15 protein-coding genes and 1 riboswitch are annotated in these 20,536 nt (G+C 47.1%); of the genes, 13 read left to right on the plus strand and 2 right to left on the minus strand.

The features are described from left to right. A complete protein-coding gene (argS, locus tag NQ095_RS16400; protein WP_258264532.1) occupies positions 1 to 1,671 on the plus strand; it encodes an arginine--tRNA ligase in 1,671 nt (556 codons plus the stop codon). Between the two features lie 100 nt (positions 1,672 to 1,771). Next, complete coding sequence (locus NQ095_RS16405; RefSeq protein WP_258264533.1) at positions 1,772 to 1,951, plus strand: XapX domain-containing protein; 180 nt, start codon at positions 1,772 to 1,774, stop codon at positions 1,949 to 1,951. Positions 1,952 to 2,003: 52 nt separating this feature from the next. Here NQ095_RS16405 and uvsE read toward each other — a convergent pair whose 3' ends face one another. Further along, on the minus strand, positions 2,004 to 2,957 hold the full coding sequence (gene uvsE, locus NQ095_RS16410; protein ID WP_258264535.1) for a UV DNA damage repair endonuclease UvsE: 954 nt from the start codon (positions 2,955 to 2,957) through the stop codon (positions 2,004 to 2,006). Between the two features lie 11 nt (positions 2,958 to 2,968). Further along, positions 2,969 to 4,174, minus strand: a complete 1,206-nt coding sequence (gene cls / locus NQ095_RS16415) for a cardiolipin synthase (protein ID WP_258264536.1) — start codon at positions 4,172 to 4,174, stop codon at positions 2,969 to 2,971. 304 nt (positions 4,175 to 4,478) lie between these two features. On the opposite strand from cls, the gene NQ095_RS16420 reads away from it, so the two are divergent. From NQ095_RS16420 to NQ095_RS16470, 11 genes are all read left to right on the plus strand, one after another. After that, complete coding sequence (locus tag NQ095_RS16420; RefSeq protein ID WP_258264537.1) at positions 4,479 to 6,596, plus strand: 4Fe-4S dicluster domain-containing protein; 2,118 nt, start codon at positions 4,479 to 4,481, stop codon at positions 6,594 to 6,596. Positions 6,597 to 6,910: 314 nt separating this feature from the next. Beyond that, positions 6,911 to 8,098: an acetyl-CoA C-acetyltransferase gene (locus NQ095_RS16425; RefSeq protein ID WP_258264538.1), complete on the plus strand. Its 1,188-nt coding sequence runs from the start codon at positions 6,911 to 6,913 to the stop codon at positions 8,096 to 8,098. Positions 8,099 to 8,267: 169 nt separating this feature from the next. Then, positions 8,268 to 9,119: a 3-hydroxybutyryl-CoA dehydrogenase gene (locus NQ095_RS16430; RefSeq protein WP_258264539.1), complete on the plus strand. Its 852-nt coding sequence runs from the start codon at positions 8,268 to 8,270 to the stop codon at positions 9,117 to 9,119. A 29-nt stretch (positions 9,120 to 9,148) separates the two neighbouring features. Beyond that, positions 9,149 to 10,285, plus strand: a complete 1,137-nt coding sequence (locus tag NQ095_RS16435; protein WP_258264540.1) for an acyl-CoA dehydrogenase — start codon at positions 9,149 to 9,151, stop codon at positions 10,283 to 10,285. 167 nt (positions 10,286 to 10,452) lie between these two features. Beyond that, complete coding sequence (locus NQ095_RS16440; protein WP_034765086.1) at positions 10,453 to 11,592, plus strand: acyl-CoA dehydrogenase; 1,140 nt, start codon at positions 10,453 to 10,455, stop codon at positions 11,590 to 11,592. Positions 11,593 to 11,845: 253 nt separating this feature from the next. Then, positions 11,846 to 12,499 carry a TetR/AcrR family transcriptional regulator gene (locus NQ095_RS16445; protein ID WP_258264541.1) on the plus strand — a complete coding sequence of 218 codons (654 nt, stop codon included), beginning with the start codon at positions 11,846 to 11,848 and terminating at the stop codon, positions 12,497 to 12,499. Then, positions 12,496 to 15,762 carry a fused isobutyryl-CoA mutase/GTPase IcmF gene (icmF, locus tag NQ095_RS16450; RefSeq protein ID WP_258264542.1) on the plus strand — a complete coding sequence of 1,089 codons (3,267 nt, stop codon included), beginning with the start codon at positions 12,496 to 12,498 and terminating at the stop codon, positions 15,760 to 15,762. Before NQ095_RS16445 ends, icmF begins: the two co-directional genes overlap by 4 nt. A 333-nt stretch (positions 15,763 to 16,095) precedes the next feature. Next, positions 16,096 to 16,278, plus strand: coding sequence for a hypothetical protein (locus NQ095_RS16455; RefSeq protein ID WP_258264543.1), 183 nt, complete (start codon positions 16,096 to 16,098; stop codon positions 16,276 to 16,278). Positions 16,279 to 16,438: 160 nt separating this feature from the next. Further along, positions 16,439 to 17,002: a DNA-directed RNA polymerase subunit delta gene (gene rpoE / locus NQ095_RS16460; RefSeq protein ID WP_258264544.1), complete on the plus strand. Its 564-nt coding sequence runs from the start codon at positions 16,439 to 16,441 to the stop codon at positions 17,000 to 17,002. 456 nt (positions 17,003 to 17,458) lie between these two features. Further along, the gene (locus NQ095_RS16465; protein WP_258264545.1) at positions 17,459 to 19,063 is read left to right on the plus strand and encodes a CTP synthase; all 1,605 of its coding nucleotides are present in this window, start codon (positions 17,459 to 17,461) and stop codon (positions 19,061 to 19,063) included. A gap of 179 nt (positions 19,064 to 19,242) precedes the next feature. Beyond that, a riboswitch (SAM riboswitch) is annotated at positions 19,243 to 19,350 on the plus strand. 95 nt (positions 19,351 to 19,445) lie between these two features. Then, entirely contained in the window at positions 19,446 to 20,531 is a 1,086-nt protein-coding gene (locus NQ095_RS16470) for a sugar ABC transporter substrate-binding protein (protein ID WP_258264546.1), read from the plus strand. Positions 20,532 to 20,536: the final 5 nt, after the last annotated feature.

Genomic DNA, 20,536 nt, shown 5'->3' on the forward strand with positions numbered 1-20,536 from the left:
ATGAATATCGTCGAAAAAGTACAAGAAAACCTGAAAGCCGAAATCAAAGCAGCGGTCCTGAAAGCGGGACTCGCAACTGAGGATCAGATCCCTGATGTCATCCTTGAGATCCCGAAAGAAAAATCACACGGGGATTATTCAACGAATATGGCGATGCAGCTTGCACGTGTAGCGAAGAAGGCACCGCGCATGATTGCGGACGACATCGTCGCCAACTTCGACCAGTCCAAAGCGTCCATTGAAAAAATGGAGATTGCAGGACCCGGATTCATCAACTTCTACATGAACAACGAATACTTAACTGATTTGATCCCGTTGATTCTTGATCAAGATCAGGAATACGGTCAATCAGACGCCGGAAATGGCGAAAGAGTGAACGTCGAGTTCGTATCTGCCAATCCGACAGGTGACCTTCACCTTGGTCATGCACGTGGAGCGGCCGTCGGGGATTCCCTATGTAATGTCCTTGAAAAAGCGGGCTATAAAGTAACCCGTGAATACTACATCAACGACGCAGGGAACCAGATCCACAACCTGGCGATCTCCGTTGAAGCACGTTACTTCCAGGCACTTGGTCAGGACAAAGCGATGCCTGAAGACGGGTACCACGGGGCTGACATCATCGGAATCGGAAAGAAACTGGCTGAAGAATTCGGTTCGAAATACGCAGAAGTAAGCGATGCGGAACGCTACAAATTTTTCCGTGAATACGGCCTGAAGATTGAAATGGCCAAGCTTCAAAAGGATCTTGAAATGTTCCGCGTTCCGTTCAATGTGTGGTACTCTGAAACATCCCTTTATGAAAATGGGAAAATCGATGCGGCACTGAAAACATTGAGAGATAACGGTCACGTATACGAAGAGGACGGCGCAACCTGGTTCCGTTCGACTGAACTTGGCGATGATAAGAACCGTGTCCTCATCAAGAACGACGGCACATACACATATCTGACTCCGGATATTTCCTATCACCAGGATAAGTTCGAGCGAGGGCATGATGTGCTCATCAATATTTGGGGAGCGGACCACCACGGTTATATCCCGCGTATGAAGGCGGCCATCGAAGCACTCGGCTTTGACCGCGATAAACTGGAAGTTGAAGTCATCCAACTCGTTCACCTTTATAAAAATGGTGAAAAGATGAAGATGAGTAAGCGTACAGGGAAAGCTGTTACGTTACGTGAGCTTGTGGAAGAGGTGGGCCTCGATGCTGTCCGCTATTTCTTCGCCATGAGAAGTGCCGACACGCACATGGACTTTGACCTGGACTTGGCGGTTTCCCAGTCTAACGAAAATCCTGTGTACTATGCTCAGTATGCCCACGCGCGTATTTGCAGCATCCTTCGCCAGGCAGAAGAACAGGGACTGGCTTCTGAAGACAAGATCGATTTAAAGCTGATCGGTACGGAGAAAGAAGTCGACCTGCTGAAAAAGCTTGGTGAATTCCCGCAAATGATCGCCGATGCAGCCGAGAAACGCACCCCGCACCGTGTAGCGAATTATATCAACGATCTGGCATCTGCTTTCCACAGCTTCTACAATGCCAACAAGGTTCTCGATGAAGAAAATCGTGAATTGACGACAGCACGTCTTGCACTAGTAAAAGTCGTACGTGTCACGTTACAAAACGCTCTTGCCTTGATCGGTGTTGCAGCTCCGGAAAAAATGTAAATAGACAAAAGGTCCGTCCCTCATGAGGGACGGACCTTTTTCTTATATTTCTCCCTATTTAACGTATAATAATGGAAGATGGATGAAGGAGGGGAATGGTATGAAAACGGTCATACTGGCTATCGTAACCGGCTTTTTAGTCGGGTTTATCTTTGCTTTATTTAAGTTACCGATACCGGCACCGCCTGCCCTTGCAGGAATTGCGGGTATTGTGGGTATTTATCTTGGGTTTAAAGCGTTTATGGCGATTCAGCCCTGGATCGAGTCAGTGTTTAAATGATGCGTACATACACGTAAAAAAGATGAACACCCAAGTGTCCATCTTTTTTACTTTACCACTCAAGGGTCCCGCCACCGATCCTTTTCACCCCGCGAATGGATGACAAATCGTCAATCAGCTTCAGCATCGCAAGATCTTTATGTTTGGCTTCAATCATAAAATCCACGTCCTGACCCAAGGTCTTCAAGGTTTTGAAAAATCCTTCCACAAAACCCGGATCGACCAGGTCAGCATGGGAACGGAAGGCCTTATCGGATTTAGGGGAGGAGATATGTATTTTCGGCACTAAATCTCTCCTGTCCCAGGTGGCAAAAACAGCTTCAAGATAATCCTCAAGAGGCTTATCACTCGGATTGGCTTCGTGATGGTGAATGTCGAGGACCATGGGGATGTTCTCTTTTTGACAAGCGGTGATCGTTTCCTCGACGGTATAGGTCTTGTCGTCATTCTCAAGGGTCATGATGTCTTTTACATCCGGAGGGAGGTCTTTCAGGTTTTCATGAAAACGAATCAGGGTTTCTTCCTTATCCCCGTAGCTCCCTCCGATATGGATATTGATGACGGAATCCTTCTCGATCCCCATATACTCAAGCATCCGGTAATGATACACCATGTCCTTCACGGCATTGTCCGTCACATGCTGCTTGGGACTCGTAAATAAGGTGAACTGGTTTGGATGAAAGCTTGCCCTGATCCCGAACTTTTTGATCAGATCTCCAAGCTCCTTCCATTCTTTTTGAAAAGGGGAATGGAAATCCCATTCCACCTCGGGATGGGTGGCAAGGGGAACGAGGGAGCTCGATAATCTGTACAGCTTGATTTCATGTGCCGCACACAGATAGAGGATTCGTTTCGTATGTTCCAGGTTTAATCTCGTCACTTCCTTCAGGCGATCCATCCGCCCGCTTTTAGGTAACTCAGTGAATCGCTTGAATGTCATGGTTTTGGCAGGGCTAGCGTCCCATAAAGAGAGGGAGTTCGCCACGAATCCCAGTCGGACTTTCATGTGTCTCCCCCCTAAAGTAAGATTGAAATGACTGAAGCGACGCGTTCTTTTAACCGTGTGACCATGGAAACCGATGAAAGGTCGCTTTCGCTTAACATGTCGGATGCCGCCATGTCTTTTTCCATTTCCTTTTTCAACGTCTGGATAAATCCTTTATCGTAAATCAGGTTATTGATTTCTAAATTGATAAAGAAGCTGCGCTTATCAAAATTGGCCGTGCCGATATCACAGAAATGGTCATCGACGACCATGACCTTTGCATGATAAAAACCGTCCATGAATTGATACACTTTCGCACCACTAGCGAGCAGCGGTCTGAAATACGGAAAGGCCGCTTCTTTCACCAGCATATGATCGGCATTATTCGGTATGATGATCTTGACGGTGACACCCCTGCCCAGCGCACCCAAAAGGGCATCCATCAATTTAGGAGTGGGAATGAAGTAAGGTGTACCAATGATGATTTCATCTTGTGCCTCGTCGATGAATTTCCCAAAGAAGTCTTCGATATTGATCCCCTCGGTTGGGAAAATCCGATGTTCGATGCTTCCTTTTTCAGAAGGAGGGAAATACGTTGCTTCATCCTTTAAATCTTTCTCGGTGGCACGGAACCAGTCAATACAGAATTCCGTTTGCAGATCATGTACACCTTCTCCCTCAAGCCGCAGGTGATAATCCCTCCACGGAGAAAGCTCGGGCTTATCATTTTCATCGATATATTCCTTCCCGATGTTGTAACCGCCTAAATAACCGATGACTCCATCGATGACGGTGATCTTCCGGTGATTACGCTGCTGGGAGGAAAAGAACAGGTATGGCAACTTGACTTTCCGGCAGTAATCGACTTCCACACCTGCATCCCGAAGTTCCTTTACCTTCGACTTCGGGACGTTATGACTGCCGATCTGGTCCATCAGGAGACGGACTTCAATCCCTTCTTTCACCTTTCCTTTCAGCAGCTCCAGGAACCTGTTGGCAAAATGGTCATCCTGGACGATATAAAATAATACATGAATAGAAGACCTTGCTTCTCTCATCTCTTTAAACATATGATCAAAAAGCTCTGGGCCTCTTGAAAATAATTGAATATCACTATTTCGCTTTTCATAATCTCTTCTTGTCCGCGTCCGGATGAAATGACTTCTTCCCAATTTGAAATCGAGTATCAGCCATCCGATGATTGCGGCAAGGATTACCAGTAGGATTAACCACAACATAGAATCACTCTCTCATTTGCATTATCTTTAGTATGTCCTCTTTCTTACGTACATTACATCCTTTCTTCTTTTCCCTTTCATGAGTCCTTTTGAAACCTGTGGGGGGTACAAATAGTCCTGTTTATTTTCAAGAAATGAATAATCGTTCATGAAAAGGTTTTCATTTTTATTAAGAAAAACCATTGACTGAATGCTCATTCATAATATAATGGAGATATGGACTATTCAGAATATTAATTTGGTTTGTAAAAGTTTGAACAAAGGGGATGTTCAAATCAGGCCAATGAAGGGGGAGTGTTTGTCTATGAATGGGTTACTCATTCTCAATTGGGTCGCATTTATCCTTGTGACCGTTTATGCACTGAGTCTGTTTGTGTATGTAGTGAAGACGAGAATTGAATATATTAAGCTCGGGAAAAAAGTGGAATTCGATAAACGATTCAAAGAACGGTTCCAGAAGATCCTGGTCAACGTCTTCGGACAGAAGAAGCTTCTGAAGGATAAGAAAAGTGGAGCGATCCACGTCATGTTCTTCTACGGATTCATCCTTGTCCAATTCGGGGCCATCGACTTCATCTGGAAGGGGCTTGCTCCGGGAAGTCACTTACCACTTGGGCCGCTATATCCAGGCTTCACGTTCTTCCAGGAGATCGTCACACTGATGATCCTCGTCGCGGTTGTGTGGGCGTTCCATCGCCGCTATGTGGAAAAGCTGGTCCGTTTAAAAAGAGGATTCAAATCAGGGCTTGTTCTCTTGTTCATCGGAGGATTAATGCTTTCCGTCCTAGTCGGGAATGGAATGGGCATCATCTGGCACGGGGAAGAACTGGCCTGGACGGAGCCTATCGCGTCACTGATTGCAGGGGCACTTGGAGGCATCGGGGAAACGGCGTCCATCGCCATTTTCTATGTTGCCTGGTGGATTCATTTACTATTCTTGTTGGCATTCCTTGTGTATGTACCGCAATCCAAGCATGCGCATTTAATTGCGGGTCCTGCCAATGTGTATTTCAATCGTTTAGACAACCCTGGAAAGCTTAAGCCGATCGACTTTGAAGATGAGTCAGCTGAAAGCTTCGGGGTAGGAAAAATTGAAGAGTTTACGCAGCATCAGATGATCGACTTCTACGCATGTGTGGAATGTGGTCGTTGTACGAATATGTGTCCGGCAACCGGAACAGGGAAAATGCTTTCCCCTATGGACCTGATCGTCAAATTGCGTGATAACCTGACGAATCACGGTGCTGTCGTGACGCAGAAGAAGCCATGGGTGCCGACATTCGCATTCAATGGCACAAAAGGGAATCAATTAGCTATGGCAAGTGCGACTCAAGCGGCCGAAGAAGCGGCAGCAGGAGCTGCGTACAGTCCAAGCCTGATCGGGGACGTCATCACAGAAGAAGAAATCTGGGCATGTACAACGTGCCGTAACTGTGAAGACCAATGTCCGGTCATGAATGAGCACGTGGATAAAATCATTGACCTTCGCCGCTACCTCGTTCTGACGGAAGGGAAGATGGATGCCGACGCACAGCGCGCCATGCAAAACATCGAGCGCCAGGGGAATCCTTGGGGTCTGAACCGTAAAGAACGTGAAAACTGGCGCGAAGCGAGAGAAGACGTGACGATTCCTACGGTAAAGGAAATGAAAAAAGCAGGGGAAGACTTCGAATTCCTATTCTGGGTCGGATCCATGGGTTCATTCGATAACCGAAGCCAAAAGATCGCCTTATCTTTCGCCAAGCTGATGAATGAAGCCGGCGTGAAGTTCGCGATTCTCGGTAATAAAGAAAAGAACTCCGGTGATACACCGAGACGTCTCGGAAACGAATTCTTGTTCCAGGAGCTTGCCGGTCAAAATATCGCTGAGTTCGAAAAACATGAAATCAAGAAAATCGTAACGATTGATCCGCATGCGTACAACATTTTTAAAAATGAGTATCCGGACTTTGGTCTGGAAGCGGAAGTCTATCACCATACAGAACTTCTTCATCAACTGGTACAGGAAGGTCGCTTGAAGCCTCAATACGAAGTGAACGAAACAATCACCTTCCATGATTCCTGTTACCTTGGACGTTACAACGAAGTGTACGATCCACCGCGTGAAATCCTGAAATCCATTTCCGGCGTGAAATTGGTCGAGATTGAACGTAACCGTGAAAAAGGCATGTGCTGTGGAGCAGGTGGAGGACTGATGTGGATGGAAGAAGACGCAGGACACCGCGTCAACGTCTCCCGTACTGAGCAGGCACTGGCAGTCAGTCCGTCGGTCATCAGCTCGGGCTGTCCATACTGTCTGACGATGCTGTCGGATGGTACGAAAGCGAAGGAAGTGGAAGAAACGGTTTCTACGCTGGATGTAGCAGAAATCCTTGAAAAAGCCGTTTGTGGCGATCTAAAGGACCAACCGGCTGCATCTTAAAAAGAATATTATCAACACAATAATGAATTAGACACACATTCAGGAGTGAAACAAAATAGTCTCTATTGCGTTTCACTCCTATTGTTTTTCTACATTAATAATATTGATGGAAAAATAGAAACTTTCAAAAAAATTGGGTGCGTTCAAGATGAATTTGAAGTACAATAAAGGTATATTGGGGACAAAATTTGTCCCTTCTCTTGTGAGAAGCAGTTGAGCGAGCGTTCAGTCGAAAGTCGATCATATTTTTTTAAAGTAAATTGAAAGCGTATACAAAATCACGGATAAAACCCATATAAAGGAGAGCGATGGAGATGGGAAAAACGGTTATTTTAGATGGAGCAAGAACGCCTTTTGGTAAATTCGGGGGAAGCCTCAGCGGTTTTTCAGCTTCAGAGCTTGGCGGTTTCGCAGTAAAGGAAGCCTTGAAACGGGCTGGAGTAAGCGGTGAAGAAGTGGAAGAAGTCATCCTCGGATCCGTTTTACAAGGGGGACAGGGACAAATCCCTTCACGTCAAGCTTCACGCCACGCTGGCTTACCTTGGAATGTCAAAACGGAAACCATCAATAAAGTTTGTGCATCAGGAATGCGCAGCGTCACACTGGGAGACCAGATCATCCGTGCAGGCGACGGTGAAGTGATCGTGGCAGGTGGAATGGAATCCATGTCCAATGCCCCTTACATCCTTCCGAAAGCGCGTTGGGGATTCAAAATGGGAGATTCACAAGTAAAGGACCTGATGGTTCACGACGGATTGACGTGCAGCTTCAACAACGTCCACATGGGAACGTACGGAAATGAAACAGCGAAGGAATTTGAACTATCAAGAGAAGAGCAGGACGAATGGGCACTCAGAAGCCATCAAAGAGCAGTAAAAGCGACCGAAGAAGGAGTGCTCGGTGAAGAAATCGTGGCTGTTGAGGTTCCTCAGCGCAAAGGAGAACCGATTCTCGTCGCAAAAGATGAAGCGCCGCGGAAAGAAACATCCATCGAGGTGCTGGCTAAATTGGGGCCTGTCTTCGGATCAGAAGGAACGATTACAGCAGGGAACGCTCCAGGGGTCAACGACGGAGCGGCAGCCATGGTCCTCATGAGTGAAGAAAGAGCCGCGAAGGAAGGGAAACAGCCGTTAGCGACGATCCTTGGTCATACAGCGATCGCCGTTGAGGCAAAAGACTTCCCGCAAACACCGGGTCTTGTCATCAACGAGCTTCTTAAGAAAACAGGGAAATCCCTTGAGGAGATCGATCTGTTTGAAATCAACGAAGCATTTGCAGCCGTGGCCTTAACAAGCGGGAAAATCGCCGGCCTTGATCCTGAGAAAGTCAATGTGAACGGTGGAGCCGTAGCCCTTGGCCATCCGATCGGAGCAAGCGGGGCCCGTATCATCCTGACACTCGCATACGAACTGAAACGCCGCGGAGGCGGAATCGGGATTGCCTCGATCTGCAGCGGAGGCGGTCAAGGGGATGCAATCATGATTGAGGTTGCGAAGCAGTAGGGCGTTAGATAGCGGTTTTGTACCTGGTACAAATGGGATTGATTGTACCAGGTACAGCTCTTGAGTTCAGCTGCTGAATTTCTGATGAAAATCAGCAGGTGAATCAACCAAACCAACCAAACCAAACCAACTAGATTACTAGTCTCATATAACAAAGGGGAGAAACAAAATGAACATCAAAAACGTAATGGTCATCGGCGCGGGACAAATGGGCTCGGGGATCGCCCAAGTCTGTGCCCAGGCAGGATTCAACGTATATCTGAACGATTTGAAAGAGGAGTTTGTCCAAAAGGGAATGGGTGTCATCACGAAGAATCTGTCGCGTTCCGTTGAAAAAGGCAGAATGTCTGAAGAAGACAAGGCAGCGACGGTAAACCGTTTGACGGCTTCAACCGATATCCAGGACGCCAAGAAGGTGGATCTTGTCATCGAAGCGGCCGTTGAAAATATGGAAATCAAAACGAAGATTTTCGCTCAATTGGATGAAATTACGCCGGAACATACGATTTTGGCTTCGAACACTTCTTCCCTGCCGATCACGGAAATCGCTGCAGCGACGAAGCGTCCCAAGCAGGTAATCGGCATGCACTTCATGAATCCGGTACCCGTGATGAAGTTGGTTGAAATCATCCGTGGCCTTGCCACGACGGATGAAGTGTATCAAGTGATTGAAGATATGACGAAGTCTCTTAACAAAGTACCGGTAGAGGTGGAAGATTTCCCGGGATTCGTTTCAAACCGCATTCTGATGCCGATGATCAATGAAGCGATCTACACCCTTTATGAAGGAGTGGCGAGCAAAGAGGCGATTGATGAAGTGATGAAGCTTGGCATGAATCACCCGATGGGGCCGCTGACTCTGGCTGACTTCATCGGACTCGATACATGCCTGTACATCATGGAAACCTTGCATGAAGGCTTCGGAGACGATAAATACCGTCCGTGCCCGCTACTCCGGAAATATGTGAAAGCAGGCTGGCTGGGACGTAAAACGGGCCGCGGCTTCTATTCGTACGAGTGATCACGACGAACATCAGGGAGGAAACAGTCATGGAGTTACGATTCACGGAAGAGCAGCAGATGATGAGAAAGATGGTCCGGGATTTTGCCGAAACAGAAATCCAGCCGTTCATCGAGAAGATGGAAGCGGGAGAGTTCCCGAGAGACATTCTAAAAAAGATGGCCGAACTTGGCTTGATGGGGATCACGATTCCGGAGAAATATGGCGGATCAGAGATGGACTTCACCTCGTATATCATTGCGATTCATGAGCTTTCGAAAGTAAGCGCCACCATCGGGGTCATCCTGTCGGTCCATACGTCAGTGGGAACCAATCCGATCCTTTATTTTGGAAATGAAGAACAGAAGAATAAGTACCTTCCCAAGCTTGCAACAGGTGAGTATTTAGGCGCTTTCTGCCTGACGGAGCCGAGTGCAGGGTCCGATGCAAAGAGCCTGAAATCACGTGCGGTAAAGCGCGGGGACCACTATGTGGTGAACGGATCAAAAGTCTTCATTACCAATGGGGGCGAAGCGGATACGTATATTGTATTTGCAACGACGGATTCGACGAAGGGGAGCCGCGGGGTATCGGCCTTCATCGTTGAGAAGGATACACCTGGTCTTGTGGTCGGGAAAGATGAACATAAGATGGGGCTTCACGGTTCACGGACCGTTCAGCTGACGTTTGAAGATATGAAAGTCCCGGCTGAGAACCTTCTTGGTGAAGAAGGGGAAGGCTTTAAAATCGCCATGGCAAACCTCGATGTCGGCAGAATCGGAATAGCCGCGCAGGCGCTGGGAATAGCTGAAGCCGCTTTTGACTACTCAACGGCTTACGCAAAAGAGCGTGTGCAATTCGGCAAGCCGATCGCCGCCCAGCAGGGAATCGGCTTTAAGCTTGCCGATATGGCGACGGCCGTTGAAGGCTCGAAGCTTCTCGTGTACCGGGCGGCGAATCTCCGTGCGAACAACATTTCCTGTGGGAAAGAAGCCAGTATGGCAAAGCTGTTTGCATCGAAATCAGCCGTTGAAGTGTCGACGGAAGCGATTCAGGTGTATGGCGGATATGGGTATACGAAGGAATATCCGGTGGAGCGCTTGTTCCGTGATGCGAAGGTGACGGAGATTTATGAGGGTACAAGTGAGATTCAGCGGATGGTGATTGGGAAGCATTTGTTGGTGTAGTTGGGATGAGTTGGTTTTTGCTTTTTGAGGGGTGTTACGGGCATAAGTACTTAGCGTGTCAGGCACCCGATATGGATTTATAAGTTTCGTGGCGTAAAGGGGTTTGTGGCATAGCTTGTTTCTTGAGGGAGACAGACCCGGTATTTTGATGATAGGGGGAAAATGAGATGAATTTTAAATTGTCGGAAGAGCATGAAATGATACGTAAGATGGTGCGTGATTTTGCACGTAATGAGGTGGCTCCTACTGCTGCTGAGCGTGATGAGGAAGAACGCTTTGATATGGATTTATTCAAAAAGATGGCGGAGCTTGGGTTGACGGGGATTCCTTGGCCTGAAGAATACGGCGGGATCGGCAGTGACTATCTGGCGTATTGTATCGCGGTTGAAGAATTATCAAGAGTATGTGCGTCTACAGGTGTTACGTTATCCGCCCATACTTCTTTAGCCGGTTGGCCAGTATATAAATTTGGTACGGAAGAGCAGAAGCAGAAGTATCTTCGTCCGATGGCCCAGGGAGAGAAGATCGGTGCTTACGGCTTGACGGAGCCGGGTTCGGGATCCGATGCAGGCGGTATGAAAACGACGGCCCGCTTAGAAGGCGATCACTACGTATTGAACGGTTCTAAAATTTTCATCACAAACGGTGGAATCGCTGATACGTATATCGTATTTGCCTTGACGGATCCATCACAGCGCCAGCGTGGAACGAGTGCCTTCATCGTAGAAGCAGACTTCGAAGGGTTTTCTGTTGGAAAAAAAGAGAAGAAGCTCGGAATCCGCTCATCTCCAACGACTGAAATCGTATTTGAAGACTGTAAGGTACCGAAAGAGAATATGCTTGGGAACGAAGGAGACGGCTTCAAGATTGCCATGATGACCCTTGATGGCGGCCGTAACGGGATTGCCGCTCAAGCAGTGGGGATTGCCCAGGGAGCACTTGATGCCTCCGTTGATTACGCAAAAGAGCGTGAGCAATTCGGCAAACCGATCGCAGCAAACCAGGGGATTTCCTTCAAGATCGCCGATATGGCAACGTCCATCGAAGCTTCCCGTCTATTAACCTATCAAGCTGCATGGCTTGAGTCTGAAGGTCTTCCGTACGGAAAAGAATCGGCGATGTCGAAGCTGATGGCCGGCGATACGGCGATGAAAGTGACGACGGAAGCGGTTCAGATTTTCGGTGGATATGGTTATACGAAGGACTATCCGGTGGAGCGTTATATGCGTGATGCGAAGATCACTCAGATTTATGAGGGAACGCAGGAGATTCAGAGATTGGTTATTTCGCGGATGGTGACGAAGTAGTGTTGAGGTTGACTGGGAGGTCTTCCGGAAGGGGATTACCTGGTCGGTCCTGACTCGTGTCAGGCACCCGAGGGGGTTGTTAGCTGCTTCGTGGCGTAAAGGGGTTACTGACATCGCTTGCTGCTCCATGGTGCCAGACCTGGTGTGAGTTGAAATAGAGATAGAGTCCTGATTGCTTTGTTGGGGGATGAGGCAGTCAGTATAGGGATTAGGGGTCAAGGGGAGAAACGGATTATAAAGGCGGTCGGTTGTTTTGAATAAGAAGAGGGAAGTTCATGCTTCTGTCAAGGATGAGCGTTTGGTGGAAAAGCGGCGTGATCAGATGATTCGCGGGGCCGTCTCTCTGTTTAAACAAAAGGGGTTTCACCGCACCACGACCAGAGAGATTGCAAAGGCCGCCGGATTCAGTATCGGAACGCTGTATGAATATATACGAACAAAGGAAGATGTCCTGTATTTAGTGTGTGACAGCATTTATGAGCAGGTTCGATTGGAGCTTGAGGAGCTCGATGTCGGAAAAGGGACGCTTGAAAATTTGCGTCTCGGCATCGCCCATTATTTTCAGGTGATGGACCGGATGCAGGATGAGGTCCTCGTCATGTATCAGGAAGCGAAATCCTTATCGAAGGATGCCCTTCCATATGTGCTCCGGAAAGAACTTGAAATGGTGGGGATGGTGGAAGATCTCATCAAAGGCTGTGTCGACAGTGGAAAGCTTGAGCTTAATGATGATCAGATTCATATGCTCGCACAGAATGTATTCGTCCAGGGACAGATGTGGGGATTCCGTCGCTGGGCACTTCAGAAGAAATACACACTCGAGGAATTCATCGATCTTCAAATCGAACTCACTTTTACGGGAATCATCGGATTTGAAAAACAAGGGAGAACAGGGGGAGTAATATGAGCACGGTTGAGATTTATAAACCAAAGCACCATGTTCGTTTTGTCACGGCATCAAGCTTGTTTGACGGACATGATGCGTCGATCAACATAATGCGTCGGATTATCCAGGCAAGTGGGGCAGAAGTCATTCACTTAGGCCATAACCGTTCTGTAGAGGAAGTCGTCAATGCCGCTATTCAGGAAGATGTTCAGGGGATTGCGATTTCATCCTATCAGGGTGGACACGTGGAATATTTTAAATATATGTATGACCTTTTAAAAGAAAGAGGGGCTTCCCATATCCGTATTTATGGCGGAGGCGGCGGAGTGATCATCCCTCGTGAGATCAAAGAACTTCACGAATACGGGATCGCCCGCATCTTCTCTCCTGAAGACGGCCGTACGCAGGGTCTTCAAGGCATGATCAATAAGATGATCGAAGAATGCGATTTCCCTACCATCAAGGGAAGCGTGAATCAGGAAGTCGAGAAGCTTTCAACCGGAAATGTGAACACGGTATCGAAGCTGATCTCACTTGCCGAATATCAAGTCGGGGCCAATGAAGAAGTGGCGGCGACAGCCCAGACCGTATTTTCTGAAATTAAGAGCTTAGCGAAAAAAGCACCTGTCCTGGGGATCACCGGAACGGGTGGAGCAGGGAAGAGTTCTTTGACGGATGAACTGATCCGTCGATTCATCAACGAACTTCCTGAAAAGAAGATTGCGATTCTGTCCATCGATCCAACGAAACAAAAAACAGGCGGAGCCTTATTGGGTGACCGGATCCGGATGAATGCGATCTTTAATCCTCGTGTCTACATGCGTAGCCTTGCTACACGTGGGTCGAAGACGGAACTTTCGTTAGCCATCAAAGATGCAATCAACGTGGTTAAGGCGGCAGGATATGACCTGATCGTCGTGGAAACGAGCGGGATCGGGCAGGGGGATGCGGAAATCGCTGAGATCTGTGATATGTCCATGTACGTCATGACAAGTGAGTTCGGTGCTCCTTCCCAGCTTGAGAAAATCGATATGATCGATTTTGCAGACCTGATCGTCATCAACAAGTTCGAGCGCAAAGGCTCAGAGGATGCGAGACGCCAGGTTCAGAAGCAGTATCAGCGCAGTCATATGCTTTTCGATAAGGATCTTGATGACATGCCTGTGTACGGAACGATTGCCAGCCAGTTCAACGATCCGGGAACCAATGCCTTATTTGCAGCTATCGTTGAAACGGTGAACAAGAAAATGGAGCTGGACTGGAAAACGGGCTTCTCGAAAGATGTCGATGTCGAGAAACAAAACGTGATCATTCCAAACAATCGCCGTTATTATCTGCGTGAGATTGCGGAAACGGTCCGTAATTATCATAAAAAAGCAGAAGAGCAGGTGAATCTCGCCCGCCGGTTGTTCCAGCTTGAAGGGGCAATCGAAGCAATCAACGAGAAGGAGACGAATGAAGGGGTCGTCACATCCCTTCAAACGTTAAAGGAAGAAGTTGAAAATAAACTGACAGCTGAATCCAAACAGATTTTACAAAAATGGGATTCTCTAAAAGAGACTTACAGCAAGGATCAGTTCATCACCAAGATCCGTGATAAAGAAATCGTCACGGAATTAAAGACAAAGAGCTTATCCGGACTCGATATCCCGAAAGTATCCCTTCCGAAATATAAGGACTACGGTCAAATTTTGGATTGGGTCTATAAAGAGAATGTTCCGGGATCATTCCCTTACACAGGAGGCGTATTCCCTTTCAAACGCAAAGGTGAAGATCCGAAACGTCAGTTCGCCGGTGAAGGAACGCCTGAACGGACGAACCGCCGTTTCCACTACCTGTCGAAGGATGATGATGCGAAACGCCTGAGTACCGCTTTTGATTCCGTAACACTTTATGGTGAAGATCCGGATCACCGTCCGGACATTTACGGGAAAGTCGGAGAGAGCGGCGTGAGCATCTGTACCCTTGAAGACATGAAGAAGCTGTATGCCGGTTTTGATTTATGTGCGCCTTCAACATCCGTGTCCATGACGATCAACGGACCCGCACCGATCATCCTTGCCATGTATATGAATACGGCGGTCGATCAGCAGATCCGCATGAAGGAAGAAGAGCTCGGCCGCGTGTTGACAGTGGAAGAGTATGTGGAAGTGAAGGAACAGACCCTTCAAGTCGTTCGCGGAACGGTTCAGGCAGATATTTTAAAAGAAGATCAGGGTCAGAATACGTGTATCTTCTCAACTGAATTCGCCCTTCGCATGATGGGGGACATCCAGCAGTATTTCATCGATCACAAAGTACGAAACTATTACTCTGTATCGATTTCGGGCTACCATATCGCTGAAGCGGGAGCGAACCCGATTTCTCAGCTTGCCTTCACGCTGGCGAACGGATTCACGTACGTGGAATACTATTTAAGCCGCGGAATGGATATCAATGCCTTTGCACCGAACTTATCGTTCTTCTTCTCGAACGGCCTCGATCCCGAGTATACGGTGATCGGACGTGTGGCACGCCGCATTTGGTCGACGGTGATGCGTGATAAATACGGTGCCAATGAACGCAGTCAGAAGCTGAAGTATCATATCCAGACTTCCGGACGTTCCCTGCACGCCCAGGAAATCGATTTCAATGATATCCGTACAACGCTTCAAGCGTTGATGGCCCTGCAGGATAACTGTAACTCCCTGCACACGAACGCCTATGATGAAGCGATCACGACACCGACGGAAGAATCCGTCCGCCGTGCCATGGCGATCCAGATGATCATCACGAAAGAACACGGATTATCCAAAAATGAAAATCCGCTGCAAGGCTCATTCATCGCAGAAGAGCTGACGGATCTCGTGGAAGAAATGGTCCTCACAGAATTCGACCGCTTAAATGACCGCGGAGGCGTACTGGGATCCATGGAAACACAGTATCAACGAGGAAAGATCCAGGAAGAATCCATGTACTACGAAATGAAGAAACATTCCGGTGAGCTTCCGATCGTGGGAGTGAACACGTATCTGAATCCGAATCCACCTTCAGAAGAGCAGATGGACAGCATGGAATTGGCACGTGCCACAAAAGAAGAAAAAGAAACACAGATCCAAAACCTGCGGGACTTCCAATCACAACACAAAGACAAAACAGAAGAAGCCCTCACTCGTCTGAAACAGGCAGCAGTAAACGGAGGAAACATCTTCGAAGAACTTATGGAAACCGTAAAAGTCGCAAGCCTCGGCCAAATCACACGCGCCCTCTACGAAGTAGGCGGCCAATACCGACGCAATATGTAACAAATAAAAGGAAGATGAGACTACTGTAGGGGTGCAGTAGTCTCTTTTTTACAGATGGCTAATAATTGATGATCAGTATGCATAGTATGAATGATGGTGGTATTTAAGCGCGGAAAGCGAGTGCCTGCAGCGGAAATCAACAACGCATGTCTCATAAAAAAAGGTAAAAGAGAAACCAACAAGTTTAAAAACCCGCCAAACCGTCTATCCTTTATACGAAATCAACCAATTTTTAACATGAACTTAATACTTGTAGGGTAAAACATCCTATATAATAAGAATTATCAGACAAGTAAACGGGAAAGTACGATACATACGTTTGGATGTGAGACTGTGAAGACCATTTTACGCTGCATACTATTGATCATCACCCTATACGCCGCCATCCTTTTATATCAATTTCAACTGGGTGCCATCCCTTTTTTCCTGCTCTCTTTTTATTTATTCTATGAAGCGTTCCGGGTCGTCAGGAGCGCTCAGAAAGAAGAGAAGATTGGAAATGGCAGGCCTTCCTGAAACCATATGCGAAAAAAATGCGGGAAAAACGAGATATGTATAGCATAAAGTGATTTATATTGTTTATAATGTTGAATATGGTTAAAATTGATAATGGAGAATTTTTGCCCTTTTTTACTCTACTTAGTAGAGTGTGAAATAGAGAAAGGAAGTGCGTAAAGTGAGTCTAAAGCAATTATCCAAAGAAGAATTGAGTCAAACATCATTCATTGAACTGGCACATGAAATTTTGGTAGAGAAGAAGCAAGCGATGGCATTTGAAGAGATCGTGAAGGAAATCAAAGGTTTGCTTGGAATCTCTGATAAAGAGGTAAAGAGCCGTTTACTTCAATTCTACACGGATTTGAATATCGACGGACGATACATTGCCATGGGAGATAACCGTTGGGGTTTAAGAGAATGGTACCCTGTTGATCAAATCGAGGAAGAGACCGTTCCAACGATGAAATCAAGCAAAAAGAAAAAAGCGAAGAAGAAAGACGAAGACTTAGATCTGGAAGATTTCGATGATCTGGAAGATGAAGATCTTGATTATGATGATCTTGATGACGCAGACGATGATGATGATCTGACTGATGACGACGACGATGTCGATGTTGATGATGCAGACGAGGATCTGGACATCGATGAGGACGAGGAAGAGCTCGAGATTGATGAATTCGACGGTGTCGAAGATGATGACGAAGACGAAGAAGAGGAATCAGAAGAAGAGGAAGAGAAATAATCTCTCCCGGTACGGCTCCCGTCAGGCTTTTAGGCCTTCCGGGGCCCTTTATATTTGTAAGAAATGATTGAAAATTCTCTCCCTTATTCTATGCTTGACTTCTTCCCTTCATGAAGGTAGTATTTTATTTGGGCTCCCTAAAAAGGGACAGATTACGTATATCACGCTCCCCTTACACGATTGTAAGCGGGGCGTTTTTTGTTTTTGTAAGAAGAATGCATTGACATGAACGGGTTTCTGCCAACCTTTCATAAGTGGCGGATCGAATCTTTAAAGACCCCTTACATTTTTATGTATCTTGATAATAAGAGGCTGTCTTAAAGCTTGAGTATGCTGATGGATTTATTTTAAGAGAATGGACTTGTCCTTCTTTGAACAAGATAAATTCATGACATACCTACAATAGACACCCTCTACTTTTTTTGAACCAAACTTACTTTTAAGGGGGATATATACATGACTAAGTATATTTTCGTAACAGGCGGCGTAGTGTCGTCACTAGGGAAAGGGATCACAGCAGCGTCCCTTGGAAGACTACTCAAAAACCGTGGAGTGAGCGTCACGATCCAGAAGTTCGATCCATACATCAACGTGGATCCGGGAACGATGAGTCCATATCAGCACGGTGAAGTATTCGTAACCGATGATGGTGCTGAGACGGATCTTGACTTAGGTCACTATGAGCGTTTCGTTGACATTAACCTGACGAAATACAGCTCTGTGACAACAGGTAAAATCTATTCTACCGTTCTGAAAAAAGAGCGCCGTGGAGATTATCTTGGTGGGACCGTGCAAGTCATCCCGCATATCACGAATGAAATCAAAGAGCGCGTTTACCGTGCCGGCCGCGAAACGAATTCCGATGTCGTGATCACGGAAATCGGTGGAACCGTCGGGGATATCGAATCGCTTCCGTTCCTTGAAGCGATCCGCCAAATCAAGAGTGATGTCGGTCGTGACAACGTGATGTATATTCACTGTACGCTTATCCCTTACATTAAAGCTGCAGGTGAAATGAAGACGAAACCGACCCAGCACAGCGTGAAAGAACTTCGCAGTCTCGGTATCCAGCCAAATGTCATCGTCGTGCGTACAGAAATGCCGATGACTCAGGATATGAAAGACAAGATCGCACTATTCTGTGATATCGATAAACATGCGGTAATCGAAGCAATGGATGCAGATACGCTTTACTCTGTACCACTGGCTCTTCAGGATCAAAAGCTGGATGAAATCACTTGTCAGCACTTGAAGCTGAACTGCCATGAAGCGGACATGACCGAGTGGAATGAACTCGTCGACCGCGTGAAAAACCTTTCCCGCAAAACAAGGATCGCCCTTGTCGGGAAATATGTTGAATTACAGGATGCGTATATTTCTGTAGTGGAAGCTCTGCGCCATGCAGGTTATCATTTCGACAGCGACATTGAAGTGAGATGGTTGAACTCTGAGCTTGTCGACAGCGAAAACGTTGCCGAAAAACTGGCAGACGTAGATGGGATCCTTGTACCAGGCGGCTTCGGTGACCGCGGTGTTGAAGGAAAGATCGCTGCGACGCAATATGCACGTGAAAACAAGATTCCTTTCCTTGGAATCTGCCTTGGTATGCAGCTTGCATCCGTAGAATACGCCCGTAACGTCCTTGGCATGGAAGGAGCACACTCTGCGGAGCTGAATCCAGAAACGCCGTATCCGGTCATCGATCTATTACCGGAACAAAAGGACATCGAAGACCTTGGCGGGACACTTCGTCTCGGACTATACCCATGTAAGCTGACAAAAGGTTCAAAAGCCTATCAAGCCTACGACGGGGAAGTCGTATACGAGCGTCACCGTCACCGTTTCGAATTTAACAATCACTACCGTGAGCAAATGGAAAAAGCCGGCTTCATCTTCTCAGGTACAAGCCCTGATGGCCGTCTTGTGGAAATCATCGAGCTGAGCGACCACCCATGGTTCGTCGCATCTCAATTCCACCCTGAATTCACGTCACGCCCGACACGCCCGCAGCCTCTATTCAGAGACTTCGTGGAAGCGTCACTTGCGTATGGTGAGAAATAAGATTTTGTTTGGAAGAGCTCTCCCTGGTTTGGGAGGGCTTTTTTGTAGTGTGGCAGTAGTATGTAGCCAATTTCTGCAGACCCCACAAAGGAACTTTTTTAAAAATGAATATTGACAATATTTCCACATATCGTTAATATAGCGATTATAGCAAAAGCTAGCACAACCAATTTCATATTCTCTTATAAAGAGTTGGCAGAGGGACTGGCCCGATGACGCCCGGCAACCTACCGTTTACGACGGAAAGGTGCTAAGACCTGCAGGAAGCATTTCCTGAGTGATAAGAGCACGTTTATTTATACATAAACCTCTTTTCTCTTGGGAAAAGGGGTTTTTTTATTTGAAAAAATGGAGGGGGATCCCTCGGGAGGAGAAAAGAAAGATGAAAAAAACGGCATCATTACTCGTATTAATCGTACTACTTTTCAGTTTGGCGGCTTGTCAGCCAAAGGTATCACAGGAGGCGGATGCAGATAGCGGGGACAAGAAGGAAGCGACTTCCGATCATCCGTTAGCCAATAAAAAAATTGCCCTTATCATGCAAATCAATCTCGGGACATTCTCCGCTCAATACATAGAAGGGGTAAAGGAACAGGTGGAAAAGTTCGGGGGGAAGGTTCAAGTGTTTACTTCGGAAGGGGATCTCGCCAAAATGTCCTCTAACCTGGACGCGGCCATCAACCAAAAGTTTGATGGCATCCTGATCGACCATGGAACGAAAGAAGCACTTCAATCAGGGGTCGAAAAGGCGAAAGAACAAAATATTCCGGTTGTCGTATTCGATGCGGATGTGGCATCAAAAGGAGTGACGGTCCTTGAGCAGGGGGACAAACAAATGGCTGAACAAACCTTAACAAAGCTTTCAAATGAGCTTGGCGGCAAGGGTGAAATCGTAAAAATATGGGTCGCAGGCTTTGCGCCCATGGAAAGACGTCAGGCGGCATACGAAGAATTTTTAAAGGGAAATCCGGATATTAAAGAAGTCGCGGCATTTGGAGCAGCGAGTCAGAATACAGCGCTGGATACACAGGCCCAGATGGAGGCTATCTTGAAACAATATCCAAACAAAGGGGACATCGATGCTGTCTGGGCAGCGTGGGATGAATTTGCGAAAGGTGCCGTCCGGGCAATCGAAGCGGCTGGGAGAGATGAAATCAAAGTATACGGAATCGACATGAGTGACGAGGATCTTCAGATCATTCAAAAAGCCGGCAGCCCATGGGTGGCATCGGCAGCTGTAGATCCGAAAGATATCGGCAGGGTCCAGGTCCGCTTCCTTTATCAAAATCTGAACGGAAAAGAAACGCCTGAAAAGGTAAAACTGGACCCTGTGTTTATTGAAAAGGCTGCTTTGCCGAAAGAATCGATTACAACGGATCAATTGAACGAGCATATTGAAGGATGGGGAGCGAGTGAGCAGGGGTATACAGATGAGCTGAAAGAGCTCGAATCTTCGTTAACAAACTAGAAAGG

This window comes from Rossellomorea sp. SC111, assembly GCF_024733565.1.
Taxonomy (GTDB): domain Bacteria; phylum Bacillota; class Bacilli; order Bacillales; family Bacillaceae_B; genus Rossellomorea.